Here is a 17,905-nt window from a genome sequence, read left to right as displayed (position 1 = left end):
CTGCTCTAACTGGACTCGAACCAGTAACCTTCGCATTAACAGTGCGCCGTTCTACCATTGAACCATAGAGCAAGAATCTGTAATTGATTAAAGATCTAAGTCTTTTTGTGATGAGTAGCATCCTACCCAACTGCTCTAACTGGACTCGAACCAGTAACCTTCGCATTAACAGTGCGCCGTTCTACCATTGAACCATAGAGCAAGAATGAAATATGTGCTTGGAAATTAATCCAACTACTCAATAGAGTAAAAATATGTTTGTATGTGATACAAAATGAGAGAAAAATGTGAAATTTTAATTCATTAACAATATCAAATAACAACGATAATTTTTAACCGAAACATCATGCAAACTCAATAAAGACGTTAATCTAAATTTTTGCTTATGTAGTTATCATATCTCTGTCGTTGTTTATAATAATACATCATTATTATAAAATTGCAACTGTTTTTTCATTAAAAATTAATAAAAATAAAAAGCCACCCATAAAACGTTGATATTACAACGCTTGTCATTGGTGACCTTTTTATTATTCTAACATTTGATCTAATTCTTTAACGAAAATAGGGGTCCAACCATAACGATATCCTGCACAGGTTGGATGTGTATCATCTAGCATGAAGGAAGGATTTTCTTCATTCATCTTCTTTAATGCTTTGTTATTCCAAATGTCGATGATTGCGAAATGCCATTTTCTTTGTAATTCAAAAAGTTTTTCACGTAAAAATTCGTACTCTGGTTCAGGTTTTCTTAAACAGGTGTAAAAGACCAATGGACAGTCCCAAGTATCCTGGACAGTAGCTACTATGTACTCGATTGCACCGATGGTAGTTTGAGTATCAAAATCTTCAGCATCATACGATTTGCTGATTCTTCCCATCTCAACACCGTTTCTTTGATCGTTAGTGGATAGTTGGCAAGCAAACAAGTCGTAATGAGAATCAAAATCTAGATTCTTCTTCATTCTACTAATGTATGATTTATCATTAACATCGGCTAAGGTAGTTCCGCTAACTGCCTCCTTGATTGCGTGAACTCCATGTTCTACTCTCAAGAAATCAACAAATGAAATTCCCTTGGCGGCAAGTCCAGCTGTTACCGATGATCCAAGGAATACTATTTTCTTTCCGTTTAGGTTGTCATCTACAAAGAAATCTCTAGATGGTTGATAGATATCGCTGTTAGCTCTTCTAATATCAATACTTTTCTTTGATAACTTTACAAGCGCAGCGCCAGCTGCAGTGAATAATGCAGTTTTAATCAACCCATATTTCATTGTAATTAACTCCTCATAGTTTTTATTATTGTTTTTAATTTTACTAGCATTTTATGGCCACTACAATTACATATAGGGAAACTTAATCAATATTTAAACATTTGTACAGATACTTTGTGATGAAAATATCATTTGTTTAAAGAAAAAATCGATATTTTTTGGATGATAATATGAGAGTGAAGATTAAAATAAAAGTATTTTAAAGCGGTTTTAGCTATAAATATGATGTTTTTTTAATTTTTATAAAAAAATCATCATATTTTTTTACTTTTTTGCTAATATTGCTTGCTATATAATCGTACAAAAGGTAAAATTGTTTTTGTAAATTAAATGTGATATTTATCACAAAGTAAAGTTATATAAATATTAATTAAAAATTATTAGGAGGCCACACACTAATGAAAGTTATCGTAGTTGGTTCTTCACACGGTGGATATGAAGCCGTTCGTGGAATGCTTTTAGAAAACCCGGATGCAGAAATTCAATGGTATGAAAGAGGAGATTTCATTTCCTTCCTATCATGTGGTATGGAATTATACTTAGAAGGTACTGTAAAGGATGTAAATACAGTATCTTATGAAACTGTTGAAAATGCTGAAAAAGATGGTGTACATGTATTTGTACAACAAGAAATCGCAAGTATTGATGAAAAGAATAAATCAGTTCATGTTAAGAACTTAGCTGATGGTTCAGAACGTGATGAAAGCTACGATAAGCTAATTTTAGCTATTGGTGCTACTCCTCGCCGACTAGATGTTCCTGGTAAGGACCTAGAAAACCTATACGCAATGCGTGGACGTGACTGGGCTATCAAACTAAAGCAAAAAATGGTAGATCCTGATTTAAAACATGTTTTTGTAATTGGTTCAGGTTACATTGGAATCGAAGCTGCTGAAGCTTTTGCTAAGGCAGGTAAGGAAGTTACTATCGTAGATCACAATCCTCGTCTATTAGGTAACTATCTAGATTCAGAATTTACTGAAAAATTAACCCAAGAATTCAAGGAAAACGGTGTTAACTTTGTTGGTAGCGTTAATGTTTCTGAATTTGTCGGAAAAGACGGTAAGGTTTCAGCTGTTAAGACTGATCAAGGTACTTTTGATGCCGAATTAGTTGTTGAAACTGCCGGTGTTATTCCAAATACTTCATTAGTAAAAGGACTATTAGACCTAGATGAACGTGGCCGTATTAAGATTGACGAACACCAAGAAACTAGTGTTAAAGATATTTACGCTGTTGGTGATGCAACTAAGGTTCCATATGCACCAACTGGCGAATTATCATCAATCGCTTTAGCATCAAATGCCCGTCGTCAAGGACGTACTGCTGCTGCTAACGCTGCTGGAAGAGAATTAAAAATGACTGCTGTTTCAGGGTCATCAGCACTTTCAGTATTTAACTATCACTTCGCTTCAACTGGTGTTAAGCAAGATACTCAAGAAAAGTGCGGTGTTACTGGTGCAGAATCAGTACTAATCGAAGATTGGGCAGTTCCTCCATTTGTTTCACAAGAAGCAGGAAATGCTAAGGTTTACTTCAAGATTACATTTGATCCAACTGATGGTCGTATCTTGGGTGGCCAAATCATGTCAACTAGAGATGTTACTGCAAACATCAATACCATTTCATTTGCAATTCAACAACATGCAACTGTTTATGATTTAGCTTACGCTGACTTCTTCTTCCAACCTGGATTTGATCGTCCTTGGAACATCATGAACGAAGCTGCACAAGCTGCTGTAAGAAAGATTAACAAGTAAGAGTGAAGGACACTGAAATTTTTCAGTGTTTTTTAATACAAATCAGTTGACACGGTGTCACCTTATGAGTAATATATTAGAAAATGACATCGTGTCACCACAAAAAGGGAGTAGTTATAAATGCCTACACAAACTTTTTTAAATTTAAATGAAGATAAGCAAAACCAAGTTTTCAATGCATTGATTAAGGAGTTTTCAGATCATCGATTAATGGACGCACAAGTAGCAAGAATTATTAAAGATTGTTCAATAGCGCGCGGTTCTTTCTACAAGTATTTCGATGATATTAACGATAGTTATCAATATGTTTTAAAGAGGGTTTTAAGAAAAGTTCATTTTGATGTGTTTGCACAATTGAAATCAGAACCAACTGATTCACTTCATGCTTTTTATGTGGCGACTGAGTCTTTTATTAATAAATTGAAGGATTCTGATTACGAACAGTTTTATCGTCAATACGTACTATTTAACCAATATGAATTAAAACATGTTGAATATGATTATAATAATTTACCAGACGACAAACTAATTTTAGTGGTTGATGGTCAAAAGATTTCTGACAGGAAGACAATCGTTTTGACATATAAGTGGGCTAGTCGAGCAGCTCACCAAACCATTAGAACTGTATTGAACGGTGGCGACGAGAAACAAGCGCTATCAGACTTTGCCAATTTGTTAAAACTAATTAATAAGGGTTTAGTTAACTAGGAGGGGAAATCGTGTTTTTATCACTTCGCGAAATTAAGAAAAGCAAGTTTAGATACAGTCTAATTTGCTTGGTAATTGTGATGATTGCATACTTGATTTTTATATTAACTGCATTAGCTAACGGTTTAAGTGAAGCTAATCGTCAAGCAATCGATTCTTGGAATGCTGAAAAAATTGTTTTAAATTCTGATGCCAATGGTTCATTGGATCAATCCACTATTACTGCACAACAAGCTAAGAAAGCTAGTGCAGACAAACGAGCAGATATTACTCAAATGAGTGCCAACGTCCAAACTCTTTCAGAAGGTAATAAAGTGGGCTCACAAGTAATTGGTTTAAATAAGAAACAATTTATCTACCGTGATTTAAAAATTGTTAAGGGCCATAATTTCAATAAGGATAATGAAGTCGTAGTTGATCAAAGTTTATTGGAAACAGATGGCTATCACCTCGGGGAAAAGGTGAAGTTCAGCAGAAACGGTCACGTCTTTAAAATTGTCGGAACCGTTAAAAACAACCAATTAAATGTTGCACCGGTAATTTATGCCACCAACGATGCCGTGCAAACCGAAAAATTTGGTACTGACATGAATCATACCATTAGTGCCATGATTTATCGTAGCGACGTCAAGAAGGCAGTCAACGGCACTCAAATCATGAATATTGAAGATTTCATCCAAGACATTCCTGGATACAGTGCTCAAAATAGCACTTTTGAATTTATGATTGCGTTTCTACTATTAATTACCTTAGTGGTAATCTCAATCTTCTTGTACGTCCTAACCATGCAAAAGATTCCATATTTTGCTGTTCTAAAGGTTCAAGGTGTATCAAACGGCTATCTAGCTATGAACGTAATTTCAAACGCGTTGATTCTATCGATTGTCGGAGTGGTAATCAGTGGATTATTAACTTTCTTGACAGCCATTTCAATGCCTGCAGCAGTACCAATGACCTTCGACATTACCTTGATGGGATCAGTTGCTGTGATGGTAATTGTGATGTCAATTATTGGTGGATTAATTCCAATGCGAACTGTTGCAAAGATTGATCCAGCCAAAGCAATGGGGGGTTCATAATGAGAAAAATTGAATTAACTAATGTTAACAAAGTATTTGGTGACAAAATGGCCACCACGACTGCTCTTGAAGATATTAATTTCTCTGCTAATTCAGGTGAAGTCATTGCCATTACTGGGCCTTCTGGTTCAGGAAAGAGTACCTTCATGAAGATTTTGGGTGGTATTCTTTCAGCCACATCTGGAGATATTAATATTGATGGTAGTGATTACGGCAATATGAATAAAAAACAACAAAGTAAGTTTAGGTTGGAACACATTGGTTTTATTCTTCAAGCATATAATTTATTGCCTTACCTAAAGGTATCTGATCAATTCAAATTAGCTGATAAGGTCAAGAAGAGTAGAAATATTGATACCGAGACTTTTTCAAAATGGGCACGAGCATTAAAAATTGATGACCTAATGAATAACTATCCTGATGAATTATCTGGCGGCCAACAACAACGTGTCGCAATTTTACGTGCTCTGTACACTAATCCAGATATCATCTTGGCAGATGAACCAACTGCTGCTCTTGATGGAAATATGGCAGTTAAGTCGATGCAGATGCTACAAGACTTGGCACATCGCGAAAACAAGACGGTTATTATTATTACTCATGATGCTAGACTATTGAAGTATGTTGATAAGAATTACCGCATTGTTGATGGAAAGGGTCAATTTATTGACGTAAATAATGCAGAATTAGTATAGAAAAAAGCAGCTAAGAATATTTCTTAGCTGCTTTTTTAATTATTTTTGGTGTTTCTTTTCAACGTGGTTAGTTATGTCGCTATAGAAGCGTTGTTCTAGTTTAGAAGAACCAGAACTCTTGAATGCTTGCCAACTACCGACTAAATCGATACCAAACAAACTAATCTTATCTTCGATTAAAAATTCTTTTTCAAGGGTTTGCTTTAAGTCTTTTACAATTTCCTTGGTACGATCTAGAACTTCAAATTCTTTTTCGTTGATAAATGATGATTCGAATTCCTTTTGGTACTTATTCAAGAAGTTACTCATAACTTCTTGTAATTCTTCGTCATATTTGGGAATGAATTTGCGCTTACCATCTTCAAACTTGTGGTAACCGTCATCCACTAGAAATGATAATTTAAACCATTCAGTGTATCCATCTCTGGAATCTTTGTAACTTAAATCAGGATCGTTAAATTCGTTAAACATTTCATTTACTAGTGCAATTGCCATAATGGTTCAAACTCCTTCGTCCAAATATATTTTCTAACTACATTATATACTAATATTTTATCTTTTTTACTTCAAATTATTTAGATTTTTGGATTGCTTGAATTTCTTTATATTGATTTTGCATCCATGAGATGTAGTTAGGTTCATTGCTTGGCTTAGTTTCAGTTACGTAGACGATTGGAAGGTTATTTTCCTTAGCTAACTTAACTAGGTTGTTAACTGTCTTGCTGTTAACTTGCTTATTAACAACAAAGAATGATAGCTTGTGATTCTTGATATCTTCTTGTAGTGAACGAATTGATTTTGGACTTGGGTCGTTGTCTTTTTCAGTAGCTTTTTCAAATGACGTGTCAGATACTTTGTATCCCATGTTTTCTAGTGAGTAATCGAAGACAGGTTCTGATACTGCCACTGGTTTACTCATTTTATTCTTCTTAATGTCATCAAGTTGAGTGTTTAGAACCTTTAGTTTGGCAATGTATGCCTTGGCATTAGCTTCGAATTGTTTCTTGTGTTTTGGTTGTAACTTAGCGAATTTATCTGCTAGGGTGTTAGCTAATTTTTCCATTGTAGCAACGTTGTACCAAATATGCGGATTATCGCCAGTCTTTTTACCCATTAGACTGCCGACATTAATTGAATCAACATCATTGTTACTACTTGTTAGTTTTTGTGCCCATGAGTCGTAACCTAGACCATTGTAAATAACTAGATTAGCCTTATAGACTTTTTTTGCGTCAGAACTAGAAGGGGTGAAGTCATGAGGATCAATATTGGGGTTGTTAATAATAGATGTAACCGTACCATATTTACCTAAAACGTTTTTGGCAACTTCACCATAGAAGTTTACCGAAGAAGTAACATTAATACTTTTCTTAGGGTCATTTGCCTTGGTAGAAGAGCAACCAGCAAGTAGAACTATAAACATGCTGATGAAAGCAATTATACCGACTACTTTAAATTTTTTCATTATGTGCCTCCAAATAAAAATATACCGAATTCTGTTATATAACAAATATAGTTATATAACTAAATACGGCATATGTCAAGAATGATGTTTATTAATCATTAATATGGGTTTTTAAAGTTCCTAATAACTGAGAAACGTGGTTATCGCTTAATTGATAGATTCTTTCCTGGCCATCCTTTTCACTGTAGACAAGGTTAGCATCCGCTAAAATCTTCAAATGACGAGAAATATTGGGTTGAGAAGTTTCAAAGTAATTCATTAAGTTGGAAACATTACTTTGATTGTTGGCTTCTAAATAATACAAAATCTTAATTCGAAGTGAATTATCCAAAGCTTTGGTAATCATATGTAGTTTTTTGTCGTTTATGATCATAATTTCCTCCGCAAGTAGTGATAAATAAATTATAACGTTAAATGGCATAAAAACAAAATGACATCGCGTATTTATTGCTTTTTTAGTCGATTAATTTTGGAGCCAATTTTTTCTTTACGATCATCTGATACGCGATACATGACCTGAGCATATCCAATGATGATAATTAGAAATGACAAAAGAATGAATACTGGAATTGATAGATGCCATCTAAATGCATCAAATAGTGTTTTAATTGAAACAATCGCGTCTAGCATGCAAGCAAATGATATGTAGGCCCATGCAGTAGATTGGTTGGAAACGTTGTAAAAAGCCCTAAATTTTTTGATGTCGGTCTCTGATTTAGCGTTTAATAAAATTTTTTTCAAACGATTTCGTTCCAGCATTATCTTAAGCGGTGGAATCATCCATAGTCCCGCTCTCATTGGATGATATTTTTTTGCCGAATGTTCTGCTTTATGTAATTCGTTTATTTGTCCTGACATATCTAGAACGCCTTGAAATAGGCAAAAAACAAACATTATGTAACTTGCCGAGAAACTGATAATTGCGTAAATCATGGCACACCTCTTATCTTTGGATAAGTTTATTGTAACATTTAAATAAACTTTGGTTGCAAAATAAAAAAATAGCATTATTATTGATTAGTGAAAAGAAAAATGAGGGGGGCTTTCAAATGAAGACTGTAATCTATGGTCATCGTGGTGTACCAGACTTGTACCCAGAGAATTCGCTACAAGGGTTTCGATACGCACTGCATAATCATATTGAAGGATTGGAATTTGATGTTCACTTAACAAAGGATAACGTCCCCGTCGTAATTCATGATGAACGAATTGATCGGACTACTGATGGTAGGGGATTTGTAAAAGATTATACATATGAAGAACTATCTCATTTTTCATTGTTTAACTATGAATCCATTCCAAAGTTACAGGAAGTCCTAGAATTGGTCGAAGGCAGGGATGTCTATGTTAATTTAGAATTTAAGACCAATAAGATTCACTACAAGAACATCGAAGAAATTGTTATAAAAATGGTGGATGAATATGAATTACTCCATCCAATCATCTATTCTTCTTTTAACTTGTCTTCAATCAAGATTGCTCAAACTATTACCCATGATGCTAAGTTCGCATTTCTAACAGGTAATCGTATCGATAACCCAAAGGAATTTATGAATGAAAATAATTTAGATGCGTTACATCTTCGTTTTTATCAACCTGACGTGGAAGACCGTGAACGTATTTGGACTGTTAACGGGAATCTTCGATTACGTTTTATTATGAAACATAATGTTGCTGGTGTGTTCACTAACAACTTCGAACGAGCGATTAAAATTAGAGATGAAGTCGAAAGAAAAAAGGGTAACAAAAAAGACAAATAAGTGTTAGAATACTTTTATTCTACTCATGGAGGCTATATTATGGCTCTTACAACTGCTGAAATGTACTTTTTAATTACTAGTAAGTCCAAAGATAGCCGCGTAATGCTAAAAAATGTTCGTCTACGTGCTTATTTTGTAGATAGCTGTTTGTTAGACTTAGCGGCTGCAGGTGTAATTAAATTAGGTGAAGATAACCGAATCGACATAGTCGACAATTTACCACACAAGTTATACTTCTTGAATTCTTTTATGGATTTAATCATCCGTAATAAGAATGAAGATGTGGATACAATCATGGCAAAACTTTTGCAAAACATTGATGTAATGAAACATACTTACATGGCGTTAGGCGAACAGTTTTATGAGGGTGGCCATGTTTTAGAAAAGAAAAAGGGATTGGTACACAAGGTAAGAACCTTTGTACCCAAAAATCAAACTAACCAAGAAATTATTGAGGCAATTTATGATCAAATGATGGGATCAGCTCCAATGACAGTTAATGTTTACTGCTTAGCGAAGATGCTAACGGTTAGCCGTCAATTGAAGTTATGCTTTAAGAGTCGTGAACGTCGTGTGATTTGTACTAGATTGAAACGACTATCAGAACATCCTGAATATGATCATATTCAAGAATTAATCAATATCTTCGGTGATCATATGAGAAACGTTGCTGCATTAGTTGCTAAAGAACAACCGGCATCATATATGACCAAGACCAAAACAAGCACAATCTAAAAAAGACTCAGCGACTGCTGAGTCTTTTTTTTATCATTTAAATCTCCTTGCCCCATACGGATTGGCATAAGTAGAATGGTCATGATTAAACATGAAAGTGTAATTACCATCCTATGTATTAGAACGAGTGTTAGCATCTCTTGTCTAATTACTCAACAGCGACTAGGTTAACCTTGTTTGTGCCATCAATTGCACTGATATCCGCGATTAATTCATCGATTGTACCATCCATTTGACTCAAGTCCAGTGAAATTACGACACTGGCTGAATCGTTGATGGGGATATTTTGGTTGATAGTTAAGATGTTGGCATCACGGTTTGAAATGGAATTCAAAACCTTGGATAAGATACCACTTTTATGACTTAGTAAAAATGAAATAACGGCTTTTCGTTGCCATGATGATTGTTGGGCTTCGTAAACGTAGTCCTTGTACTTGTAGTAACTAGCACGACTGATGCCGACTTTTTTGACGGCTTCACTGACGTTTTTGACTTCCCCGTTATCAATCATTTTTCTTGCTTCAATGACCTTCCCGAATGCTTCTGGTAGAAGCGAGTCATCGACAATATAGTACTTACTGATTGTTCTCACCACCGTTAGTTCATGATTTCAACATTTTTAATGTCGAATTTTTCGAATCGTTTTTGCAACGCTTCTATTATTTTATCACGTCTATCAGTTGAATTACTAATGATTATTAGCGTTGATCCGCTTCCGCTGATATATACGATAGAATCATTTGATTTGACGATATTTTTAATTTCATCAAATCCTTTGATTAGTTTTCGACGGTAGGGCTCATGCAAACGGTCATCGATGGAATCGTCTAATTGTTCGATATCACCATTGGATAGAGCGTTTAACATCGCTAAACAATGAGAGAGTTGATGAGCTACGGTTGAAGTTTTAACTTCTTTAGGGACAATCTTTCTGGCTTCGCTGGTGGATACTTTGAAGTCCGGAATGACTGCAGTGAAGTAGTAAGAATCATCTATGGGGTACTTGATGATGTCGTAGTGACCGTTACTATCTTTAAATGCCATACATAATCCACCATAGATAGCGGGAGCAACGTTGTCGGGATGTCTTTCCATGGCAGTGGCGATTTGGAGGATGACGTCCTTATCGATATCTTTTTTGAAATATTCAAATGCACCAATTATTCCACCGACAATACAAGCAGATGAACTACCTAGACCACGTGATTCTGGAATTTCGCTTTGAATATCAATTGATATGGTAGGAACTGCTCTTTTTAAATATTTACATCCTTGAATAAAGCCTTGATAGACCAGATTGTCTTCGTTTTGGAAAGCTTCATCACAACCGGTGATATTGAATTTTTCAGAATCTTCAATTTCAATCGCTGTAAATAGGTTGATGGCCATGCCTAGACAGTCGTAACCCATCGCGATATTTGCGCTAGTTGCGGGAACTCTTACTTTTATCATTTTCAAACACATCCTTTATTGTATCGACCACCAATTCTTCCATTTCTTCAGGGTTGATTTTGGATGGGACAATAGCTTCATCGTGCCAGATTTGTCTTAGTTGTTCGGGCATTTCGATTCCAGTCTTTTTAACTAATAAATCACTAGTCTCAATTGGACTTTGACGGTGTTCGCCGATGATGGCATCAGCAACTGCGTCGACAAATTTATATGGACTAGCTGTACTTAGCATTACGATATGAGTATCTGGATAATTAGCTTGTGTTTCACGTGTAACACGGTATCCGGAAGCAGTGTGCGGATCCATTAGGTAGTCATATTTTTCAAAGACTTCCTTAATGGATGCTTTTATTTCCTCATCATCACTGTATCCGCAGATGAAATCTTCTTTGATGGATGCCAATATTTCTGGGAGTACTTCGTACTTACCATCATGCTCTAAGTCATCCATTAGTGCCTTTACATAATCAACGTTTTCACCGCTCTTGTAATACAGAAGACGTTCGAAGTTGCTAGAAATTTGGATATCCATACTTGGCGCAATTGTCTTAAAAAATGGACGGTTACGATCATAAACACCATTTTCAAAGAAATCTGCTAAGACTTTATTTGAGTTACATGCAATTACTAGTTTCTTCACGGGTAGTCCTAATAACTTGGCGTAGTATCCGGCTAAAACATCACCAAAGTTTCCGGTAGGGACGGTGAAGATGATTTCGTCCCCAACGTTTATTTTCCCGTTTTTGACCATTTGCTTGTAAGCATCGAAATAGTAAACGATTTGTGGAACTAAACGACCGATATTAATTGAGTTAGCGCTTGATAGTGAGTTACCATCACCAAGTTTTTCCTTTAGTGCTTGGTTGTTGAAGATTTTTTTGACGTTAGTTTGCGCGTCGTCAAAATTACCATTGATAGCAGCAACTCTGGTATTGTAACCCTTAGTGGTCAACATTTGCTGTTTTTGTACCATGCTGACTCCGTTTTGTGGGTAGAAGACCATTGCCCCCATCTTATCGACATCTTTAAAACCTGCAAGAGCAGCAGTACCGGTGTCACCACTCGTAGCCGCTAGTACCATTACGTGCTTGTTTTCAGGTAGACACTGTTGCATTAGTTTTGGTAATAATTGAAGTCCGACGTCTTTGAATGCACAGGTGGGACCATGGAATAATTCTAGAACTGAGAAGTTATCGACATCTTTAATGGGTGTAATTTCGTAATCATCGAAACCATCATCGTATGCTTCGTGAATGCTGTTGGCGATTTGGAAGTCTGAAAAATCAGGTAGCAATGCTTTAACAACATCGAAGGCAATTTCTTGGTAACTTTGGTCGATAACTTTATCGATATTAATATTATGATTGGCTAAATCTGGTAGAACGAATAAGCCACCATCATCCGAAAATCCCTTGATAATTGCATCAAACGAGCTAATTTCGATATTTTTATCTCTAGTGCTAGTGTATTTTTCCATAATTGATATCCTCCTGTGTGGTTGAAAAAGATTTGATTACATGATAATCTGTTTATTAATAAAAAACAAGTGTTTATTATATACATACAAAAGAAAAGATGTGATCGGTTTGGATATCGCGATTTTAGGACTTGGAACCGTCGGTGGTGGGGTTAAAGAAATTATCGATGAGAGCCCACGACTTAACGAAAAGTTAAACGTATCAGCCATATGGGTAAGAAAAGAAAAAGTAGATGCAAATCAAAATAAGACTAATGATTATCAATCAATTTTAGATAATGATGACATTAAGGTGATTGTAGAAACATTGGGTGGCATTCACCCAGCATATGAGATGATTATGGATGCTTTTAAAGCTCATAAGAATGTGGTTACTGCCAATAAAGCAGTTGTAGCTAAGTATATGGAAGAATTTATCCATGAGGCCACACGAAATCATGTTTCGTTTCGCTTTGAACCAAGTGTCGCCGGTGGAATACCATGGATTCAAAACCTCAAAAGAGCGCTACGAATTGACGATGTTCAATCGATAGGAGGAATCCTTAATGGAACTAGTAACTTCATTATTGATTCAATCGCACATCAACACGTTAGTTTTGCAGGAGCGTTGAAGCAGGCACAAGACTTAGGATACGCAGAATCAGATCCGACAGCTGATATTGATGGATTTGATGTCGAAAATAAACTATGTATTTCAACGGATTTAGCGTTTAATACAATTGTTAAACCGGGGGATGCGATTAAGAAAATCGGTATTAGAAATCTACTAAAGGAAGATGTTGATTTCTTCTTGAGTCGTAATATGAATATTAAATTAATTGGAAAGGCGAGCTTGTATGATCAAGATAAACTAGCTATTTCAATTGAACCAACATTATTACCGGTTGATAATACCGTTGCGACAGTTAACGGCAATTTGAACTACGTCCAACTATCCGGGGATACCATTGGACCACTATGTTTCTTAGGACAAGGGGCTGGAAGAAAACCAACCGCCAACGCCTTGTTACAAGATATCGTCGATGTTTTTGAGAGTAATCCTAGCTATTCCATTGATGGTAGCCACCGTTTAATAATCGATAACAATAATTTTGCTGCTGAATACATCATAAGAACTGAAATTGATCTTAGTGATTTAAAAGATGTTACTAACCTAGAAGGTAAGTATTGGACTTTATCTAACCAAACTATCGAATCTGCACATATGTTATATCAAGAAATTCTTCAAGCGGATAACAAAACAATAATGTTTAGACAATAAAAAACAGCTTAGCGATTAGCTAAGCTGTTTTTTATTTTAGTACCAGTGGTGTCTTTGCCAGAATTTCTTGGCGTTAACCCATGAACCGTAACGACTAGCAACGTATCTGTTGGCAGTTAATTCTTGGTTCTTCTTTGATTTGTCACCATGTAGGTAGCTGATATCTAATTGGAACTTACCGTAACAAACACCGTTTCTTGCATGGTATCTGTTAGTTGATTCGTGAAATGAAATCCAGCGTCTTGCGGCGATGTTTTTCTTGCTTAGATGCTTTTCAGCAACATGTTGCCAGTTAACTGAGGCATCAGCATGAATGTCGTTTTTAGCGAAATTAATTGCAAATAAAATTAATAATGATGTAAATGCGATTACTGTGAATTTGATAAAAGATTTTGTAACGTTATTCAAGAAACATAACTCCTTTATATATACCTTAAAAATTTTTTACTTCGATTTCTTATGATGATTAATACTATATCGAAGTTATATATCAGTAACGTTATTACATGGTTACAGTTATATTATTAATTGTTACATTGCTGAAATAAAAGTCAAAAAAACACCGGTATGACAACAATCATACCGGTGTAATTTTTATCAATTATTCAGTAATTTCATCCATATTTAGGCCTAAAGCATCGGCAACGCGTTTACCATAGTCATGATCTGCACGGTAGAATAGCTTAGTTTGACGTACTTTTGTATCATGGCTCTTAACGCTACCTAGGTGTTTTTTGATGGCTTGAATTAAGCGGTCTTTTTCATCGTCTGAGTAGACGTGATATAGTGCACCAGCTTGTGAGTATGGGTCTTCGTCATAGGTCTTGTAGCTGTTAGCTTCACCTTCAACTGGAAATGGCTTAATCTTTGCGTGAGGATCTTCGCGTGGAGCATCTTCATATTGATTTGGTTCGTAGTTAACGTCACCATTTTGACCTTGTGACATGTATCCGTCACGAGCGTAGTTGTGAACTTCATTCTTTGGACTATTAACAGGAAGATGTTCGTAGTTGGCACCTAAACGGTATCTAGCGGCGTCTTTATAAGCAAATAAACGACCTTGTAATAGTTTATCCATTGAAGGTTCGATTCCTGGAACTAGGTTAGCAGGAGAGAATGATGCTTCTTCAACATCATTGAAGTAGTTTTCAGGATTTTCGTTTAATACGAACTCACCGATTTCTTGTAGTGGGTAGTCCTTGTGAGAAACGGTCTTAGTAACATCAAAAATGTCGTACTTGTAATTTAATCCTTCTTCATAAGGAATTAATTGAACACATACCTTCCACTTAGGATAGTCACCATTATTAATACGGTCATATAAATCCTGAATTAAGTAGTCAGTGTTTTCAGAAGCAACCTTGGATGCTTGGTCTTCGGTCATGTTCTTAACGCCTTGTTCTGAGATGAAGTGGTACTTAACCCAGTAAACTTCTCCTTTGGCGTTAACCCACTTGAATGTATGTGAACCGTAACCATTCATGTTAGCGTAGCTAGCAGGGTTACCACGGTCACCCATTAAATAGGTTACTTGGTGAAGTGATTCAGGTGAGTGTGACCAGAAGTCCCATTGCATGTCTTCTGAACGAAGATGTGTAGCAGGATCACGTTTTTGTGAGTGAATGAAGTCAGGGAACTTCAAAGGATCATTAACAAAGAATATAGGTGTGTTGTTACCAACGATGTCGTAATTTCCTTCATTAGTGTAGAACTTCATTGCGAAACCACGCACATCTCTGATGGTATCAGGATAACCTAATTCACCAGCAACTTCAGAGAAACGAATGGTAAGAGGTGTTTGCTTGCCTTTACCATTGAACAAGTCGGCTTTTGTATAATCGCTCATGTCACGGGTAAGAGTGAAAACACCCTTAGCCCCGGCACCTTTAGCGTGGACTACTCTTTCTGGAATACGTTCACGGTTAAAGTGAGCTAATTTTTCAATTAATTGGTAGTCTTGTAATAAAACAGGGCCACGATTTCCGGCAGTTAATGAATGATTATTATCTGCCCATGGTTGACCTTCATCAGTAGTTAGTTTGGTCATGAATAATTCCCCCTTTATGTTTATACACCAACATTGTAATGCTAAATAAAAACTTATGATAATATATGCTCAAAATTTTAATGATTTTTTAAATTTTTACCGTTCATCATGTTTAAAATGAGTTATAATAATATTGATTATTAGTTTATAATCATTATAAATAACGAAAGAAGGTACTACCATGCCATTCGATCCTACTGACGCACAAGACGTATATAAAGATGCGGGAAAAAATGTATTATTTACGACATTAACTATTAATAGAAGTAACGCAGACGATGACCGTGAAAAGGTTGTCGAATTAGTATCTAGAGAACAAGCCATTTTACGTTCAATGAATATCAGATATCCTGAAGAACATTTGAAAGTAGCGTTTGGGTTCTCTAACTCAGCATGGGATTATTTATTTGCTGACGCGAAGAAGCCACAAGAATTAGAAGACTTTAAACCAGTAAAGGGACCTAAATATACTTCACCATCAACACCTGCCGATTTATTTATCCACATTCGTGCAGATTCTGAAGCAGTGGTATATGAAGTTGCTAGTCAAATCAGAAATTACTACCGTGATTTTGCAACCGTTGAAGATGAAACAAAGGGATTTAGATATTTTGAAGGTCGAGCTATCATCGGGTTTGTTGATGGAACTGAAAATCCTGAAATTCAAAAGGCTTCAGGATACGCTATTATTGGGGATGAAGACCCTGACTTTGAAAATGGTTCGTACGCATTTGCTCAAAAATACATTCATAACATGGATGCTTGGAATGCATTAAAGACTGAAGACCAAGAAAAGGCTATCGGAAGAAAGAAATACTCCGATTTGGAATTAGAAGATGACGAAAAACTTAAAAACTCACATAACGTCGCATCTCAAGATAACGACGATGGTGTTGAACACAAGATTGTCAGAATGAATGTCCCATTCTCAGATCCTAGCTCTGGTAAGACTGGAACATACTTCATTGGTTATGCTAGACATTGGACAGTTACTAAGCGCATGCTTGAAAACATGTTTGGGCAATCCGACCGCTTACTAGATTTCTCTGATCCAGTGACTGGTAACGTGTTCTTTATACCTTCTATGACAACGTTAGACCAAATCGTTGAAGGCGAATTACCAACTAAATAATTACCATTTATTTATGAGAGCGTTGATTAAATTCAACGCTTTTTTTTATATAAAATTTTACGAACAATTACTTAATTTTGTATAATAATCTTTGTGAAATTTTAATCCAAAACTTTTCACAAAGAAAAAAACATACATTCGGTGTATAACTAGAAAAATTAAAATTTTTTCGATCTATATATATGCCCGAAAAATCAATAATTATCGCTATTTTTTAGTTTTCCACCTCATGTGGATAACTCTGTGGATAACATTGTGGAAAAGAAAGTTACACGGAAAACGCAGTACTGTGAAACGCCTGTGTGACAGTATTTTTTGAGTGTTACACGGGTTAAAATAGCATATGCACAGATGTGGATAACTCGTGAAAAACCTTGACAATCTGTGGACAATATTAGTAGTAGTTAACAACATTTCCACATACTAAATATAGTGGTTCTAAAATTCAAAAAGGAGATTTCACAAATGAATATTAAACTAGTTGTGGTTGGAAAATTAAAAGAAAAGTATTTTAAGGCCGGAATTGATGAGTACAGCAAGCGTTTATCACGTTTTTGTAAGTTTCGGATTATTGAGGTTCCAGATGAGAAAGCGCCTGAATCCCTTAGTGAATCTGAGATGCAAGATGTTATGGATAAAGAAGGAACTAGAATTCTGGACAAGATTGCCGACAAGGAATATGTATATGCACTAGCCATTCTTGGTAAAGAACGTGCATCCGAAGAATTTGCCAAAGAAATCGATAAGTTGGCCACATATGGTCATTCAGATATCACTTTTGTAATCGGTGGATCACTTGGTCTTGCGCCAAAGGTTTTAAAACGTGCTGACACTCAAATTTCATTTGGCCGTTTTACCTTGCCACATCAATTGATGCGCTTGGTATTAACCGAACAAATTTATCGTGCCTTCATGATTAATGAAGGTAGTCCATATCATAAATAATAATAAAAGAGACGTCTAAAAAGATATCTTTTTCTATACTTGCATTTTTAATTTATGTAATATATAGTTTACATATGGAATATATATATTACCTAAAAATTAGGAAGTGCAT

Annotated in this window: 19 protein-coding genes and 2 tRNA genes; 9 read left to right on the top strand and 12 right to left on the bottom strand. The window is 35.6% G+C overall.

What is annotated here, in order from left to right:
• The 3 genes from FD688_RS00490 to FD688_RS00480 form a co-directional block, all read right to left on the bottom strand.
• Positions 1-72 (bottom strand) — tRNA-Asn (locus tag FD688_RS00490).
• Positions 73-130: 58 nt separating this feature from the next.
• A tRNA-Asn gene (locus tag FD688_RS00485) sits at positions 131-202 on the bottom strand.
• A 328-nt stretch (positions 203-530) separates the two neighbouring features.
• The gene (locus tag FD688_RS00480; protein WP_138741363.1) at positions 531-1,277 is read right to left on the bottom strand and encodes an SGNH/GDSL hydrolase family protein; all 747 of its coding nucleotides are present in this window, start codon (positions 1,275-1,277) and stop codon (positions 531-533) included.
• A gap of 398 nt (positions 1,278-1,675) precedes the next feature.
• On the opposite strand from FD688_RS00480, the gene FD688_RS00475 reads away from it, so the two are divergent.
• The 4 genes from FD688_RS00475 to FD688_RS00460 all read left to right on the top strand — a co-directional run bounded on the left by FD688_RS00475 (position 1,676) and on the right by FD688_RS00460 (position 5,519).
• Positions 1,676-3,037, top strand: coding sequence for an FAD-dependent oxidoreductase (locus FD688_RS00475; protein WP_054450804.1), 1,362 nt, complete (start codon positions 1,676-1,678; stop codon positions 3,035-3,037).
• Between the two features lie 120 nt (positions 3,038-3,157).
• Positions 3,158-3,745: a TetR/AcrR family transcriptional regulator gene (locus FD688_RS00470; protein WP_138741362.1), complete on the top strand. Its 588-nt coding sequence runs from the start codon at positions 3,158-3,160 to the stop codon at positions 3,743-3,745.
• An 11-nt stretch (positions 3,746-3,756) separates the two neighbouring features.
• The gene (locus FD688_RS00465; RefSeq protein ID WP_138741361.1) at positions 3,757-4,824 is read left to right on the top strand and encodes an ABC transporter permease; all 1,068 of its coding nucleotides are present in this window, start codon (positions 3,757-3,759) and stop codon (positions 4,822-4,824) included.
• Positions 4,824-5,519, top strand: coding sequence for an ABC transporter ATP-binding protein (locus FD688_RS00460; RefSeq protein WP_138741360.1), 696 nt, complete (start codon positions 4,824-4,826; stop codon positions 5,517-5,519). Before FD688_RS00465 ends, FD688_RS00460 begins: the two co-directional genes overlap by 1 nt.
• A gap of 39 nt (positions 5,520-5,558) precedes the next feature.
• Here FD688_RS00460 and FD688_RS00455 read toward each other — a convergent pair whose 3' ends face one another.
• From FD688_RS00455 to FD688_RS00440, 4 genes are all read right to left on the bottom strand, one after another.
• Positions 5,559-6,014, bottom strand: coding sequence for a hypothetical protein (locus FD688_RS00455; protein ID WP_034531352.1), 456 nt, complete (start codon positions 6,012-6,014; stop codon positions 5,559-5,561).
• A 76-nt stretch (positions 6,015-6,090) separates the two neighbouring features.
• The gene (locus tag FD688_RS00450) at positions 6,091-6,984 is read right to left on the bottom strand and encodes a metal ABC transporter solute-binding protein, Zn/Mn family (protein ID WP_190242848.1); all 894 of its coding nucleotides are present in this window, start codon (positions 6,982-6,984) and stop codon (positions 6,091-6,093) included.
• A 91-nt stretch (positions 6,985-7,075) separates the two neighbouring features.
• Complete coding sequence (locus FD688_RS00445; protein WP_176589783.1) at positions 7,076-7,357, bottom strand: ArsR/SmtB family transcription factor; 282 nt, start codon at positions 7,355-7,357, stop codon at positions 7,076-7,078.
• Positions 7,358-7,428: 71 nt separating this feature from the next.
• Complete coding sequence (locus tag FD688_RS00440) at positions 7,429-7,842, bottom strand: hypothetical protein (RefSeq protein ID WP_138741359.1); 414 nt, start codon at positions 7,840-7,842, stop codon at positions 7,429-7,431.
• A 191-nt stretch (positions 7,843-8,033) separates the two neighbouring features.
• On the opposite strand from FD688_RS00440, the gene FD688_RS00435 reads away from it, so the two are divergent.
• The gene (locus tag FD688_RS00435; RefSeq protein ID WP_138741358.1) at positions 8,034-8,744 is read left to right on the top strand and encodes a glycerophosphodiester phosphodiesterase family protein; all 711 of its coding nucleotides are present in this window, start codon (positions 8,034-8,036) and stop codon (positions 8,742-8,744) included.
• A 39-nt stretch (positions 8,745-8,783) separates the two neighbouring features.
• Positions 8,784-9,479 carry a GPP34 family phosphoprotein gene (locus FD688_RS00430; RefSeq protein WP_053795908.1) on the top strand — a complete coding sequence of 232 codons (696 nt, stop codon included), beginning with the start codon at positions 8,784-8,786 and terminating at the stop codon, positions 9,477-9,479.
• A 148-nt stretch (positions 9,480-9,627) separates the two neighbouring features.
• On the opposite strand, the gene FD688_RS00425 is transcribed toward FD688_RS00430, so the two are convergent.
• The 3 genes from FD688_RS00425 to thrC are packed head-to-tail and all read right to left on the bottom strand — an operon-like array spanning position 9,628 to position 12,408.
• Complete coding sequence (locus FD688_RS00425; protein ID WP_034530904.1) at positions 9,628-10,062, bottom strand: ACT domain-containing protein; 435 nt, start codon at positions 10,060-10,062, stop codon at positions 9,628-9,630.
• A 14-nt stretch (positions 10,063-10,076) separates the two neighbouring features.
• Entirely contained in the window at positions 10,077-10,931 is an 855-nt protein-coding gene (thrB, locus tag FD688_RS00420; protein WP_190242847.1) for a homoserine kinase, read from the bottom strand.
• Positions 10,903-12,408 (bottom strand): threonine synthase, encoded by a 1,506-nt coding sequence (gene thrC, locus FD688_RS00415; RefSeq protein ID WP_225426075.1) that lies wholly within the window; start codon positions 12,406-12,408, stop codon positions 10,903-10,905. Before thrC ends, thrB begins: the two co-directional genes overlap by 29 nt.
• A 100-nt stretch (positions 12,409-12,508) precedes the next feature.
• Here thrC and FD688_RS00410 point away from each other — a divergent pair, with 100 nt between their 5' ends.
• The gene (locus FD688_RS00410) at positions 12,509-13,669 is read left to right on the top strand and encodes a homoserine dehydrogenase (protein WP_190242846.1); all 1,161 of its coding nucleotides are present in this window, start codon (positions 12,509-12,511) and stop codon (positions 13,667-13,669) included.
• 36 nt (positions 13,670-13,705) lie between these two features.
• On the opposite strand, the gene FD688_RS00405 is transcribed toward FD688_RS00410, so the two are convergent.
• Both FD688_RS00405 and FD688_RS00400 read right to left on the bottom strand, forming a co-directional pair.
• Positions 13,706-14,077, bottom strand: a complete 372-nt coding sequence (locus FD688_RS00405; RefSeq protein WP_282570073.1) for an aggregation promoting factor surface protein — start codon at positions 14,075-14,077, stop codon at positions 13,706-13,708.
• A gap of 193 nt (positions 14,078-14,270) precedes the next feature.
• The gene (locus FD688_RS00400) at positions 14,271-15,716 is read right to left on the bottom strand and encodes a catalase (protein WP_138741354.1); all 1,446 of its coding nucleotides are present in this window, start codon (positions 15,714-15,716) and stop codon (positions 14,271-14,273) included.
• A 181-nt stretch (positions 15,717-15,897) separates the two neighbouring features.
• On the opposite strand from FD688_RS00400, the gene FD688_RS00395 reads away from it, so the two are divergent.
• Entirely contained in the window at positions 15,898-16,848 is a 951-nt protein-coding gene (locus tag FD688_RS00395; RefSeq protein WP_138741353.1) for a Dyp-type peroxidase, read from the top strand.
• A 465-nt stretch (positions 16,849-17,313) separates the two neighbouring features.
• Complete coding sequence (gene rlmH / locus FD688_RS00390; RefSeq protein WP_053792152.1) at positions 17,314-17,793, top strand: 23S rRNA (pseudouridine(1915)-N(3))-methyltransferase RlmH; 480 nt, start codon at positions 17,314-17,316, stop codon at positions 17,791-17,793.
• Positions 17,794-17,905: the final 112 nt, after the last annotated feature.

Origin of the sequence: Apilactobacillus kunkeei (assembly GCF_005930975.1) — a bacterium.
Taxonomy (GTDB): Bacteria; Bacillota; Bacilli; order Lactobacillales; family Lactobacillaceae; genus Apilactobacillus; species Apilactobacillus kunkeei_E.
Note: the sequence above shows the minus strand (reverse complement) of the source record. Positions and strands in the feature narration are given on the sequence as shown.

What these genes read in the sequence shown, in the direction of transcription:
- FD688_RS00480 (WP_138741363.1), bottom strand. Translation starts at nt 1,277, where the DNA reads ATGAAATATGGGTTGATTAAAACTGCATTATTCACTGCAGCTGGCGCT.
- FD688_RS00475 (WP_054450804.1), top strand. Translation starts at nt 1,676, where the DNA reads ATGAAAGTTATCGTAGTTGGTTCTTCACACGGTGGATATGAAGCCGTT.
- FD688_RS00470 (WP_138741362.1), top strand. Translation starts at nt 3,158, where the DNA reads ATGCCTACACAAACTTTTTTAAATTTAAATGAAGATAAGCAAAACCAA.
- FD688_RS00460 (WP_138741360.1), top strand. Translation starts at nt 4,824, where the DNA reads ATGAGAAAAATTGAATTAACTAATGTTAACAAAGTATTTGGTGACAAA.
- FD688_RS00455 (WP_034531352.1), bottom strand. Translation starts at nt 6,014, where the DNA reads ATGGCAATTGCACTAGTAAATGAAATGTTTAACGAATTTAACGATCCT.
- FD688_RS00450 (WP_190242848.1), bottom strand. Translation starts at nt 6,984, where the DNA reads ATGAAAAAATTTAAAGTAGTCGGTATAATTGCTTTCATCAGCATGTTT.
- FD688_RS00445 (WP_176589783.1), bottom strand. Translation starts at nt 7,357, where the DNA reads ATGATCATAAACGACAAAAAACTACATATGATTACCAAAGCTTTGGAT.
- FD688_RS00440 (WP_138741359.1), bottom strand. Translation starts at nt 7,842, where the DNA reads ATGTCAGGACAAATAAACGAATTACATAAAGCAGAACATTCGGCAAAA.
- FD688_RS00435 (WP_138741358.1), top strand. Translation starts at nt 8,034, where the DNA reads ATGAAGACTGTAATCTATGGTCATCGTGGTGTACCAGACTTGTACCCA.
- FD688_RS00430 (WP_053795908.1), top strand. Translation starts at nt 8,784, where the DNA reads ATGGCTCTTACAACTGCTGAAATGTACTTTTTAATTACTAGTAAGTCC.
- thrB (WP_190242847.1), bottom strand. Translation starts at nt 10,931, where the DNA reads ATGATAAAAGTAAGAGTTCCCGCAACTAGCGCAAATATCGCGATGGGT.
- thrC (WP_225426075.1), bottom strand. Translation starts at nt 12,408, where the DNA reads ATGGAAAAATACACTAGCACTAGAGATAAAAATATCGAAATTAGCTCG.
- FD688_RS00400 (WP_138741354.1), bottom strand. Translation starts at nt 15,716, where the DNA reads ATGACCAAACTAACTACTGATGAAGGTCAACCATGGGCAGATAATAAT.
- FD688_RS00395 (WP_138741353.1), top strand. Translation starts at nt 15,898, where the DNA reads ATGCCATTCGATCCTACTGACGCACAAGACGTATATAAAGATGCGGGA.
- rlmH (WP_053792152.1), top strand. Translation starts at nt 17,314, where the DNA reads ATGAATATTAAACTAGTTGTGGTTGGAAAATTAAAAGAAAAGTATTTT.